At 67.0% G+C, this 11,826-nt stretch carries 13 protein-coding genes; 12 read left to right on the forward strand and 1 reads right to left on the reverse strand.

What is annotated here, in order from left to right; genetic code table 11:
• Positions 1–1,066: ATP-binding protein (locus VJ307_09935; protein HJX74461.1), on the forward strand; the 1,066-nt coding region annotated here is incomplete at its 5' end.
• 293 nt (positions 1,067–1,359) lie between these two features.
• Here VJ307_09935 and VJ307_09940 read toward each other — a convergent pair.
• Complete coding sequence (locus VJ307_09940) at positions 1,360–2,352, reverse strand: NAD(P)-binding domain-containing protein (GenBank protein ID HJX74462.1); 993 nt, start codon at positions 2,350–2,352, stop codon at positions 1,360–1,362.
• A gap of 117 nt (positions 2,353–2,469) precedes the next feature.
• Between VJ307_09940 and rplU the strand changes: the two genes are divergently transcribed.
• From rplU to rfaE2, 11 genes are all read left to right on the forward strand, one after another.
• Positions 2,470–2,808, forward strand: coding sequence for a 50S ribosomal protein L21 (rplU, locus tag VJ307_09945; protein ID HJX74463.1), 339 nt, complete (start codon positions 2,470–2,472; stop codon positions 2,806–2,808).
• Positions 2,809–2,831: 23 nt separating this feature from the next.
• Entirely contained in the window at positions 2,832–3,089 is a 258-nt protein-coding gene (gene rpmA, locus VJ307_09950) for a 50S ribosomal protein L27 (GenBank protein ID HJX74464.1), read from the forward strand.
• Between the two features lie 14 nt (positions 3,090–3,103).
• The gene (gene obgE / locus VJ307_09955; protein ID HJX74465.1) at positions 3,104–4,111 is read left to right on the forward strand and encodes a GTPase ObgE; all 1,008 of its coding nucleotides are present in this window, start codon (positions 3,104–3,106) and stop codon (positions 4,109–4,111) included.
• A gap of 4 nt (positions 4,112–4,115) precedes the next feature.
• Complete coding sequence (proB, locus tag VJ307_09960) at positions 4,116–5,300, forward strand: glutamate 5-kinase (protein ID HJX74466.1); 1,185 nt, start codon at positions 4,116–4,118, stop codon at positions 5,298–5,300.
• Positions 5,301–6,575: a glutamate-5-semialdehyde dehydrogenase gene (locus VJ307_09965; protein ID HJX74467.1), complete on the forward strand. Its 1,275-nt coding sequence runs from the start codon at positions 5,301–5,303 to the stop codon at positions 6,573–6,575.
• Positions 6,576–7,259 (forward strand): nicotinate-nucleotide adenylyltransferase, encoded by a 684-nt coding sequence (gene nadD, locus VJ307_09970; protein HJX74468.1) that lies wholly within the window; start codon positions 6,576–6,578, stop codon positions 7,257–7,259.
• A 14-nt stretch (positions 7,260–7,273) separates the two neighbouring features.
• Complete coding sequence (rsfS, locus tag VJ307_09975; protein HJX74469.1) at positions 7,274–7,606, forward strand: ribosome silencing factor; 333 nt, start codon at positions 7,274–7,276, stop codon at positions 7,604–7,606.
• 21 nt (positions 7,607–7,627) lie between these two features.
• The gene (locus VJ307_09980; protein HJX74470.1) at positions 7,628–8,959 is read left to right on the forward strand and encodes a tetratricopeptide repeat protein; all 1,332 of its coding nucleotides are present in this window, start codon (positions 7,628–7,630) and stop codon (positions 8,957–8,959) included.
• Between the two features lie 295 nt (positions 8,960–9,254).
• Complete coding sequence (locus VJ307_09985) at positions 9,255–9,683, forward strand: hypothetical protein (protein HJX74471.1); 429 nt, start codon at positions 9,255–9,257, stop codon at positions 9,681–9,683.
• A gap of 46 nt (positions 9,684–9,729) precedes the next feature.
• Positions 9,730–10,533, forward strand: a complete 804-nt coding sequence (locus VJ307_09990) for a carbon-nitrogen family hydrolase (protein HJX74472.1) — start codon at positions 9,730–9,732, stop codon at positions 10,531–10,533.
• Complete coding sequence (gene rfaE2 / locus VJ307_09995; GenBank protein HJX74473.1) at positions 10,479–11,000, forward strand: D-glycero-beta-D-manno-heptose 1-phosphate adenylyltransferase; 522 nt, start codon at positions 10,479–10,481, stop codon at positions 10,998–11,000. The genes VJ307_09990 and rfaE2 overlap by 55 nt, the downstream gene beginning before the upstream one ends.
• Positions 11,001–11,826 lie beyond the last annotated feature (826 nt).

The following is an 11,826-nucleotide window of genomic DNA, read 5'->3' on the forward strand; positions in this document are numbered from 1 at the left end:
CGGGGAAATTCAACGACCGCGGGAAAAACGAGGGGGGGCGCCCCTCGACGCCGGTGAGCCCCGCGGGCCGGACCTTCGGGATGTCGTCGGACAGCCGGTGGGGCGAAGGGCCCTGGAGATCGCGGCCGCCGGGGGCCATGCCCTCCTTTTCTCGGGCCCTCCCGGGTGCGGCAAGACGATGCTCGCGGAGCGGATGCCGGGAATCCTGCCCGACTTCGAGGAGAACGAGGCGCTCGAAACGGCGAAGATCTACAGCGCCGCCGGCGAACCCCCCTGGCCGCGGCTCGTCACGCGGCGGCCTTTCCGCACGGCCCATCACTCCGTGACCCCCGCCGGGCTGGTGGGCGGCGGAAATCCGCCCCGCCCGGGCGAGATCACCTTCGCCCACGGCGGCGTGCTTTTCCTCGACGAGTTTTCCGAGTTCCGGCGGCAGGCGCGGGAAGCGCTCCGGCAGCCGATCGAATCCGGGGAAATCCGGATCGTCCGGGCGGGCCACCTCTACCGGTTCCCCTGCCGGTTCCTGCTCCTCGCGGCGACGAACCTGTGCCCCTGCGGAAGCGCCGGGCACCCGAAACGGATCTGTCAATGCTCCCCGCCCGTCCTTGCCCGTTTCGCGCAGAAATTCTCGGGCCCTCTCCTGGACCGGTTCGACCTCTCGGTCACCGTCGCCCCCGTGCCCGTCGACGACTGGTCCGCTGCATCCGGCGGAGAGGAGTCGGCCGCCGTTCGACGCCGCGTCACGGCTGCCCGCCTCACTCAGTCCCGCCGCTTCGCCGGCCGCCCCTTCCGGACGAACGGGACGGCGTCCGTCTCCTATTCCGAATTGACCTCTTCCTTCTCCCCCGAGGCGCGCGCGTTCCTCGTCCGTGCCGCCGACCGGATGGCCCTTTCCGGAAGGGGGATCGGGAAGGCGGCCCGGGTGGCAAGGACGATCGCCGACCTGGCGGGGGAGCGGAATGTGTCCCTGCCGCACGTCGCGGAGGCGCTCCAGTACCGGCTCCCCGAGTTCGTCCTGCGCGGCCGGGAGGGGCGTCCTCCCGACGCGGCTTCGCCCCCTGGGCCGTGACGGCCCGCGAGGGGCGCCCTCCCTTTGCCTGCGGGAAAGCCCTAACTGGTGCAGTGTCTCGTAAATGGTTTGACGCACCGATCGGTCGCCGGGATAGCCCGGGACAGGCGGCCATCCCGCGCACGGGGCGCAGCGGGGGGTTCCTCGGAGCGGCCTGTGGAGCGAGGGAGCAATTGCGTCGAGCGGAACCGGCAGCGAGCGGGCGAAGGTCGCGAGCGTAGCGAAGAGGAAGCCCCCCGCGAGCCCGTGCGCGGAGACGGACTCGATCGTCAATGGATTTACGTGACGCTACACTAGAGCCGGTCCGCGATGTCCCAGAAGATCTTTTCGACGTAGTTGCGGAAACCGTGGATGAAGGCGCACCGCCGGTTGAACCGGGCCAGCGACCCGCAAAAATACAGGCCGGGGAGGGTGGACTCCCCCGTGGGGGAGATCTCCGGGTAACCGTCTTCCCCGATCCGGACGGCGCCGCCATCGATCGGCATCCACGCGGGGCGATACCCCGTGGCGCAGATGATCCAGTCGAACTCCCTCTCCTCCCCTCCCCGGAACCGGACACGGCCGCCCGAAACCCGGAGGGGGGGGTCCTCCTCCCGGAGGCCGATGATTCCGAACCGGATGCATTCCTTGAGGGTGCTTTCCGACGACCCCCGGATGTGCTCCAGGTCTCCCGTCTCGCTGAAGTAGCGCATCGGCCCCCGCGTGCAGAGCGTGACCCCGGCGGTCCCGGCCAGTTCGATCGCGATTTCCGCGGCGGAGTTCCCGCCGCCGATGACGAGGACCCGCTTCCCCGAATACGCCATGCAATGGATGAAGTCGCAGGCGTGGATGACGACCGGGTTGGGCGCGATCCCCGGGATGTCGGGGTACGCCGGCTCGGACGAGGAACCCGTCGCGAGGACCAGGAAACGGCACGACTTCTTTCCGGCCGGCGTCTCGACGGAGAACCCTCCCGGGATGACGGCGGCGCGGGACACGGGGGTGTTCTCGACGACCCGGAGCTGATTCTCCCGGGCGAAGGCATCCACGTAGCAGAGGAAATCCTCCCGGCGGGGAAACGGCTTCCGGATGCCGGGAAGCGCCCAGAGGGGGTGCCGGAGCGTCAGCGAGGTCCAGTCGGTGCCCGGGACCGCGGGGGACAGAAGAATCATCCCCTCCCGCATCATGCGCCAGGACTGGGCGATCTTGCCCCGCTCCAGGACCTCGTAGTCGATCCCGTGCTCCCCGAGGAAATGCGCCAGGAGAAGCCCTGCCGGCCCACCCCCGACGATAATGACGCTTTTCATGGGTACCCCTCCCCGCCGAACCGGCCAATTCCAGAATATATCACCGGAATGAGGCGATTTCCGGGTGATTTCCGGGTTGACAGCGAATCCGGATTTCCCTATATTATATATTTGTTAATGTCGCAGGCGGAGGTCGCACTGATGTATGCCGTGGTACGAACCGGGGGGAAGCAGCTTCGCGTCTCGCCCGGGGATGTGGTCCGGGTGGAAAAGCTCCCCCTGCAGTCCGGAGAAACCGTGGAACTCTCGGAGGTTCTGCTCGTTTCCACCGGCGAGAAAACGACGGTGGGAACCCCCACGGTCCCCGACGCGAAGGTCATCTGCCTCTCCTTGGGCGACGGGAAGGGGAAGAAGATCGTCGTCTACAAGTACAAGAAGCGCAAGGGGTACGCGCGGAAGCGGGGACACCGCCAGGCGTTCACCCGGCTATCGATCCAGGAAATCCGGGTGGGGTAACCCCCCGGGGGGAAGGTCCGGATATGGCACACAAAAAGGGAGTCGGCAGTTCCCGGAACGGGCGGGACAGCCAGAGCAAGCGCCTCGGCGTCAAGGCGTACGGCGGGGAGACCGTGAACGCCGGATCGATCATCCTACGCCAGCGGGGCACGGCCGTGCACCCGGGGAGAAACGTCGGCGTGGGGCGGGACCACACCCTGTTCGCCCTGATCAACGGAATCGTCCAGTTCGAGCGGTTCGGGAAGGACCGCAAGAAGGTGTCCGTCCTCTCCGTTTCGTAACGCTCCCCTTCTCCATGCAATTCATCGACGAGGCCACCATCACCGTCCGTTCCGGGGACGGAGGGAGGGGATGCGTGAGCTTCCGGAGGGAGAAATACGTCCCCCGGGGAGGCCCGGACGGCGGGAACGGGGGCAACGGGGGCAGCGTCATCCTCGAGGTGAGCCCGAATCTCTTCACCCTGCTCGATTTCCGGTACCGGCGGGTCTTCAAGGCGAAGCGCGGACAGCACGGGATGGGCAAGAACATGCACGGGAAAAACGGACCCGACCTCGTGATCCCGGTCCCGCCGGGGACCATGGTGCTGGACGCTGATCGGGGGGAGCTGCTGGCCGACCTGACGAAGGAAGGGGACACGCTCCGGGCGGCGAAGGGGGGGCGCGGGGGCCGCGGGAACACCTCCTTCGCCACGTCGACGAACCAGGCCCCGGACACGGCGCAGCCGGGGATTCCGGGGGTGGCGAGAACCCTCCGACTTACGCTCAAGCTCATCGCCCAGATCGGGCTGGTCGGCCTCCCCAACGCGGGGAAGTCCACCCTTCTCTCCCGGATTTCCCGGGCGAGGCCCAAGATCGCGGACTACCCGTTCACCACCCTTTCCCCCGTCCTGGGCGTGGTCTCCCACAACGAGGAGGAGTTCGTCGTGGCGGACCTCCCGGGTCTCATCGAGGGCGCCCACCGGGGGGCGGGACTGGGGCTTCGGTTCCTGAAACACGCGGAGCGCACCGAGGGGCTGGTCCACGTCCTGGACGCAGCGCGGCCGGCGGAAGAGATCGCGTACGCATACCGGGTCGTCCGCCAGGAGATGGAGAAGTTCCACCCCGCCCTCCTCGCCCGCCCGACGATTCTGGCGTTCAACAAGATGGACATCCCGGGCGCGAGGGAGGCCGCGGAGCATGCCCGCGCGGAGTTGAATTTCCCGGAGAGGGATGCCTATTATATTTCCGCGGTCACCGGGGAGGGGATTCCGTCGTTCCTTTCCGGCCTGGTGGCGCTCCGGAGACGCCCGTCGTATGAGATCTGAAACCATGACGCACCGCGAAACGCTGCTCCTTTCCCGGAAATTCCGGCGGATCGTCGTCAAGATCGGCAGCGGGGTGCTCGCCGACCCCGAGGCGGGCCTGCGCGTCCCGTTCATCCGCGCCCTCGCGGCCCAGGTGGCCAACGCCTGGGAGGAGCGGGGCATCGCGTTCGTGGTCGTCACCTCGGGGGCGATCGCGGCGGGCCGGAAGAAAATGGGGATGGGGGAGAAGCCGAGGACGGTGGCGCTCAAGCAGGCGGCAGCCGCAGTCGGGCAGACGAGCCTGATGTACGCCTACGAACGCGCCTTCGAGAAGCGGGGGCGGAAAGTGGGGCAGTTGCTTCTGACCCACGAGGACTTCGAGAGCAGGGAGCGGTACAACAACGCCCGGAACACGATCGAGGCGCTCCTCTCCCGCGGGATCGTGCCGATCATCAACGAGAACGACACGGTGGCGATCGAGGAGATCCGGGTGGGGGACAACGATCACCTGGCCGCCCTCGTGACGCAGATGATCGGAGCGGACCTGCTGATCCTGCTCACCGACAGCGACGGCGTGTTCAACCGGGACCCGCACCGCTTCGAGGACGCCCGGCGGATCCCGGTGATCGAGGCGATCGACGAGGAACTGCTGCGGTCGGCGAGCACGCTGCGGACCCGGTCGCTGGGGACGGGGGGAATGAGGTCGAAACTCCTGTCGGCCCGGGTCGTCAGCGAGGCGGGAACGCCTGTGGTGATCGGGTCGGGGCTGTCCCGCCGCTCCATCGCCGACATTCTCGCCGGCAAAGAGGTGGGGACGCTCGTCCTCCCCGCCGACCGCGGACGAAGGAAAAGCCGGAAAATGTGGATCGCCTACGCGAGACACCCGCTCGGCACCATCGTCGTGGACGACGGGGCCGTTCGGGTCCTGCGGGAAGAGGGAAAAAGCCTCCTGCCCGCGGGGGTTTTGTCCGTGCAGGGGAAATTCCGCCGGGGGGACGCCGTCTCCATCAGCGACCCGAGGGGACAGGAATTCGCCCGGGGAATCGCGGCGTGGACGAGCACGCAGGTGGAGCGTTGCAGGGGAAAGAAAAGCCCCGAGGTCCGGGCCATCCTCGGCGAAGGGATCCCCGCGGAGGTGGTGCACCGGGACAATCTGATGATCCTCCCCCCTCAAGAACCTGCCGAGGGGAGAAAAGGAGCCGGTCCGTAGATGGGAGCGAGTGAAACAGCCACGACCAGGGAGATCGTGATCGGAGTCTGCCGCGCGGCCAGGGAGGCCTCCGTGCGGATGGGGAGAGCGTCCGCGTCGGAGAAGAACGCCGCCCTCGCCGCCATGGCCAGGGGACTGCGCGGGCAGGCGCAATGGCTCCTCAAGGAGAACCGGAAGGACCTCGGTACGGCGTCGTCCCGGGGGGTCTCCGGGGCCATGCTCGACCGCCTCGCCCTTTCCGACAGCCGGATCGAGCAGATGGCGACCGGGATTGAGGAGGTGATCGCCCTTCCCGATCCCATCGGGGAGGTCGAGAGGATGGGGCGTCGCCCCAACGGCCTCTGGGTGGGGAAGATGCGCATCCCGCTGGGGGTCATCGGAATCATCTACGAGTCGCGTCCGAACGTCACCGCCGACGCGGCCGCCCTCTGCGTCAAGTCGGGGAACGCCGTCGTCCTGCGGGGGGGGTCCGAAGCCATCTTCTCCAACACCGCGATCGCGAGGATCCTCCGCGAGGCGATGTCCCTCGCGGGCCTTCCCGCGGACGCCGTGGCGGTCATCGAACGGACGGACCGGGAGGCGATCGACGCGATGCTTCAGGCCGAGGAGTACATCGACCTCATCATCCCCCGGGGCGGGGAAGGGCTGATCCGGAGCGTCGCGGAAAAATCGCGAATCCCCGTGATCAAGCACTACAAAGGGGTCTGCCACATCTATGTGGACGAAGGGGCGGACATCGACCAGGCGGTCCTCGTCTGCGTCAACGCGAAGGTGCAGCGCCCGGGGGTCTGCAACGCGATGGAAACGCTCTTGGTGCATGAGAAGGCCGCGCCGGAATTCCTCCCCGCCGTTTCGGCGCCGCTTGGGAAGCACGGCGTGGAGCTCCGCGGTTGCCCGCAGACCCTCTCCCTCGTGCCCGGGGCGATCCCGGCCACCGAGGCAGACTGGGGAACCGAGTACCTCGATCTGATCCTCGCGGTCCGGGTGGTCTCCTCGATGGAGGAGGCGATCGCGCACATTCGCCGGCACGGGTCGCTGCACACCGAAGCGATCCTGACGAGGGACCACGCGCGAGCCATGCGGTTCCTCCGCGACGTGGACTCCTCCCTCGTCCTCGTGAACGCGTCCACCCGGTTCAACGACGGGTTTCAGCTGGGGCTCGGGGCCGAGATCGGGATCAGCACCACCAAGATCCACGCCTTCGGCCCGATGGGTCTGACCGAGCTCACGACGACGAAATTCATCGCGTTCGGGGACGGACAGGTCCGGACCTGATTGGGAGCGAACCGGACATCGGCGGCCCTGTTCGGCGGAACGTTCGACCCGTTCCACAACGGCCATCTGCGCATGGCGATCGAAATCCGGGAGTCGCTCGGTCTTCCGCGGGTCATGTTCCTCCCCTCCCACCACCCGCCCCACAAGCCGAAGCAGCCGGTCACCGAAGCGAGACACCGGCTCGCCATGGTGTCCGCCGCCGTGTCGGGGCTTTCGGGGTTCGAGGTCTCCGACGCGGAGATCCGCCGCGAGGGGCCTTCCTATTCGCTGACGACGGTCGAGGAATTTCGCCGGGCGGAGCCGGAGGTCGACTGGGTGTTCGTGATGGGGGCGGACTCCTTCGGGGAGATCGCCACCTGGCACCGGTACGAGGAACTCCTCGCCGCGTGCGATTTCGTTCTCCTCCCGCGGCCCGGGACGCCCCTCTCGCCGGCGGCCCCCGCGGGGTTGCGTGTTGAAAAAGAGGTGCCGCATTGCTATAGTTGGAAAGGAGAAAGTTACCGCCTCCCGGGAGGGCGAAGGTTATACTGCCCCGCCCTGCCTGCTTTGGATATCTCTTCGAGCTCCATTCGGGAGAAGGTTCGGACCAGCAGGTGCATCCGGGGTCTCGTCCCGCCGGAGGTGGAGAAATACATCGCCGAGCACGGCCTGTACCTCGGCGCCGGGGAGGAAGAACGGACATAACCACACGGAATGCGGTGATCCAGTGCGCGCGGCTTGCACAGGAGAAAAAAGCCGCCGGCATCCGCGCACTGGACGTCCGGGAGAGCGCCACCTTCACCGATTACTTCCTCCTGTGCTCGGGAACGTCCGACCGGCAGGTAAGCGCCGTCGCCAGCCACATCGAGGAATCGCTCAAGAAGGAAGGTCTCCGCCCCATGGGGGTGGAGGGGATCCGCCAAGGGCGGTGGGTCCTGATCGACTACAACGATTTCGTGGTGCACGTCTTCCTGGACATCGTCCGGGATTTTTACCAGTTCGACCGGTTGTGGGGATCCGCGCCGGAACTCCCCATACCCGAGGATCGATAGACACCCGGAGGAGCCCCGCCCATGGTGGTCCGACTGCTTTTCCTCCTGTTCGTGGTCATCCTGGTCGCCTTCTCGTACATCTCTCTCCTGAACGGCCAGCACATCCAGTTTTTCTACTCGGCCACCCGCCAGGTGGAGGTGACGGTCAGCGAGCTCGCCATCCTGGCCTTTTCCCTCGGGGCCGCCATGGTGATCCTCGGGACCATGGTCAAGGATGTGACCCAGGCGTCGAAAAACTGGAAGGAGCGCCGGGAGCGGCAGCGCCGGGAAGCTGCCCGGGGCCGTGTCGCCAAGGCGTCGGGGCTGTTCCGGCGGGGATTGCTCGACGACGCCGCCGCGGAACTGCAAAGAAGCCTTTCCGTCAACCCCGAGGACCGGGAGGCGCTCGACCTCCTGGCCGACGTGGAGACCGAGCGGAGAAACCCGCTGGAGGCCGTCAAGGCGCTGACCCGGGTCAAGCAGATCGACCCGTCGGACCTTACCGTCTACTTCCGTCTCGCAGGGCTGTACCGCGAGATGAACGACCTCGAGAATGCCCTGTCCCTTCTCACGCAGATCGAGAACTCCGAAGGGGAGAACCTGCGCGCCTGGGAGGGAATCCGGGACATCCACCTCCGGCGCCAGGAGATGGTTTCCGCCTACGCGATGCAGAAGAGGATCGTCAAGCTCAAGGGGAAAACCGCATCCGCCGCGGACAAGGCCCTGTTCGAGGCCCTTCGGTACGAAAAGGCGGTCCGGCGCATGGAGGAAGGGAAAACCGATGATGCCGAGAGGCGCCTCCGGGAGCTCATGAAGGATCAGCCGCTCTTCACGGCGACGTACATCGCCCTCTCCGAATACCTCCGGGGGCGGGGAAACCCGGAAGAGGCGACGGAGACCCTCCTGTCGGGATACCGGGCGACCCGCAATGCCGTTTTCCTGATCCGGCTCGAGGACCTCGGGGTGGAAACGGAAAGGCCGGAGGCGATGATCGCGGTGTACCTCGATCTGCTCCGGGAGTTTCCCTCCGACTTCGATGTCAACCTCTTCCTCGGGAAGTTCTACCTCCGGCTGGAGATGAACGACGAGGCGCTGGAACAGTTGTTGAAAGCGGAACTCCTGGACCCGGAGTGCGAATCCGTGAACATCCTGCTCGCCGAGGCGCTCCGGCGGAGGGGTCGGTATGAGTCGGCCTGCCAGCATTACCAGCGCGCCTTCGGTTACAAGCGCCGATATCTCATCCCGTTCTGCTGCACCGGATGCGGCCAGACGACCATCAAGTGGACCGCCCGCTGCCCCTCCTGCGGAATCTGGAACGGGTACGCCATCTCCCACGGACGCAGGGAACACGCCATCCCCGCCACCGTGCGTTGAATCCCGCAAGGGATGGGCGCGCCTCCGGGCCGCCTGGGAGGCGGGGCGCCGGGCCGTATCCGGGGAGATCCTCCTTCTGCGATCGCTGCTCCCCCCCGCGTCGCCCGATCTCTCCCCCGAAGCGGTAGGAAGCTGGATCGTCCTTCCCGAGGAACGGCATTCCGCCAGCGCGTTCCCGGGCGAAATCCCCTTCCGTCCGCCTCTCGGGCCGTTCGACCTCGTCCTTTCCCTTTTCCCCTACGAAGGGAAAGTCCGGGAGGGGATCCGGGCCGCCAAGTACGGGGGGAGGAGCGATGTGGCGCGCACCCTCGCCCGGCGGCTTTTCTCGGTGATCCGGGAAGATTGGGGCGACCGGTTCCCGGTCGGGTTCCGCCCGACGATCGTTCCCGTTCCGATCCGTCCGGAAAAATATTTCCGGAGGGGGTACAACTTTCCCGCGCTGGTGGCCCTCTTCCTCGCCCGCCTCACCGGATGGTCCTGCGATCCTCTCCTCCTGCGGAGGACCCGGGAACGCAGGCCCCAGGCGGGATTGCCGCTTTCCGCCCGGGAGGGAAACGTACGCCGTTCGTTCACCGTCCGGCCCGGCGTGCGTGTCCCCCCCCACGTGCTTCTCGTCGACGACGTGTACACTTCGGGGGCGACCGTTGCGGCGTGCGCCCGCGCCTTGAAAAAAGCCGGGGCGGAGCATATAGTGGTGCTCACGGTGGCGCGCGCCCTTCTTTGAGTTCCCCGACGCCCATCCCGCGCCAGGCAACGACCAGGGAGACCGGATGATTTCCCCGTTTCGGGCAGCCGCCCTGCAGTTTCGCATCGACATGGGCGACGTCGAGGCAAACACCGCCCGGGCCTTCACGCTCCTCCGGGAGGCCACGAAAAGGAAGGCGGCGCTCTGCGTCCTCCCGGAGATGTGGAGCACGGGATTCTCCTACGACAACCTGCTTGCCCTGTGCGGGACCACCCCCGAGATCCTGCACGATCTCTGCCGCCTCGCGGCCGACCTGCGCGTCATGATCGCCGGTTCGCTTCCCGAGCGTTCGGGAAGGTCGGTATACAACACGCTCTATGTCATCAATGCGACGGGGGCGATCCGGGGGAAATACCGCAAGGCGCACCTTTTCTCCCCGTCCGGCGAACACCTCCATTTCCGAAGGGGAACCGCCGCCTCGGTCATCCCCACCGCCTTGGGGAATATCGGGCCGCATATCTGCTACGACCTCCGGTTCCCCGAGCTGTCCCGGAAATACTATTCCGAGGGGGCGACTCTTTTCTGCGTGTCCGCGCAATGGCCCGCCGTCCGGAAGGCCCACTGGGACATCCTCCTCTCCGCCCGCGCGGTGGAGAACCAGCTTTTCGTGGTGGCGGCCAACGCCGTCGGGAGATCGGGCGAGTTCCGGTATTCCGGGGGTTCGGCCATATTCTCCCCATGGGGAGAACGGCTGGCCCGGGGCGGGGCGAAAGAGGGGATCGTGATCGCGACGCTCGATCCCGCCGGGGTCTACGAGGCAAGGAGGAGGATACCGTGCCTGCAGGATCGAAACGAACGCTCGTACCGAAAAACCCGGCCGAAAAGATAATTCCCGGGCGGGCGGTCCGAACCACCTTCGCCCGCCTGCGGCGGCAGGAAAAGACGATCGTCTTCACCAACGGCTGCTTCGACATCCTCCACGCCGGCCACGCGAAATATCTCCATGATGCGGCCGCGCTGGGGGACGTCCTCGTCGTGGGGCTCAACAGCGACGCGTCGGTGCGACGCCTGAAGGGGAAAGGCCGCCCCGTCCAGAAGGTCCGGGATCGTGCCTACCTGTTGGCATCGCTGTCGTGCGTCTCGTTCGTTGCCGTGTTCTCCGGGGACACGCCGGCCGCGCTCATCCGGGAGGTGGTCCCCCACGTCCTGGTGAAGGGCGGAGACTGGAAGGGGAAGGAGATCGTCGGAGCCGATTTCGTGCGGTCCCGCGGCGGTTTCGTCAGGACGATCCGGCTCCTCCCCGGAAGATCGACCACGTCCATCCTCCGCCGGGCCCGGGGAGTGCGCGCGACATAAGGATCACGCGAGAAAACCCCATAAGACGGAAACGGTCCCCTCCTCTCCTCCGGGAGCCCTTTCCTTTCTGGTTTTCGGGGCGTTCGTGGATGCCTTCCTTGCCAAGCGAATCGTGTGCGGGGACACTCCTCCAACGACATCCGCGCTCCCCGGTGCGGGGCGTCATGGCCGGCTTCCGCATCCTCGGAGGGGGGTCACTCGCTTCATCGCTCGACTCGCGATGAAACCGCGAGTCTGCGCTTGACCTCCCTCCCGGAAAGTTCCGCCCGGCGTCTCGGGTTCCGTTCCGGAAGAGGCTGTGCACCGAGAGGGCCGATGCGCCCCGACCGGCGAGGCGCACGACCGAGGCGTACCCACAGCGGTACGGTGAGGGCGTGCAACGAAGTCGGCGGGGATGCAGCGGGCCTCGAATGCCGGGATCTTCCGGGAATGGAGCCCGGGAGGCCGGCCCCCCGTCCTTCGGCTGCTCCGCCGATTGCGCCCCGGTGTAGGGTACGCACCGGGAAGGCGCCGCATGGCTTGTTCGTCGGCCGGGGACCCGAGGCGATGCGGGGGGGTCGGCGAGGCGGGGGGACACTCCTGGAGGTTGTCGGTAGTACGGTTGGAGGAGTGTCCCGCTGAAGGATACGGATCGCGTCGAGCGGAACCGGTTAACCCGGGCACCGGTCTCCAGGGGGCCGTTGCCGAAGAGGCCGTGCACCGAGAGGGTCGATGCGCCGCTTCCGCCGAGGCGCTCGAGGGAGGCGTACCCACGGCGGTACGGCGAGGGAGAGCAACGAAGGCGGGGCGGATGCAGCGGGCCTCGAATGCCGGCATCTGAGGGAAT

The sequence above is a fragment of the Candidatus Deferrimicrobiaceae bacterium genome (assembly GCA_035256765.1).
Taxonomy (GTDB): domain Bacteria; phylum Desulfobacterota; class Deferrimicrobia; order Deferrimicrobiales; family Deferrimicrobiaceae; genus CSP1-8.

Coding starts and splice junctions, on each gene's coding strand:
- VJ307_09940 (HJX74462.1), bottom strand. CDS start 2,352: ATGAAAAGCGTCATTATCGTCGGGGGTGGGCCGGCAGGGCTTCTCCTG.
- rplU (HJX74463.1), top strand. CDS start 2,470: ATGTCGCAGGCGGAGGTCGCACTGATGTATGCCGTGGTACGAACCGGG.
- rpmA (HJX74464.1), top strand. CDS start 2,832: ATGGCACACAAAAAGGGAGTCGGCAGTTCCCGGAACGGGCGGGACAGC.
- obgE (HJX74465.1), top strand. CDS start 3,104: ATGCAATTCATCGACGAGGCCACCATCACCGTCCGTTCCGGGGACGGA.
- proB (HJX74466.1), top strand. CDS start 4,116: ATGACGCACCGCGAAACGCTGCTCCTTTCCCGGAAATTCCGGCGGATC.
- VJ307_09965 (HJX74467.1), top strand. CDS start 5,301: ATGGGAGCGAGTGAAACAGCCACGACCAGGGAGATCGTGATCGGAGTC.
- VJ307_09980 (HJX74470.1), top strand. CDS start 7,628: ATGGTGGTCCGACTGCTTTTCCTCCTGTTCGTGGTCATCCTGGTCGCC.
- VJ307_09990 (HJX74472.1), top strand. CDS start 9,730: ATGATTTCCCCGTTTCGGGCAGCCGCCCTGCAGTTTCGCATCGACATG.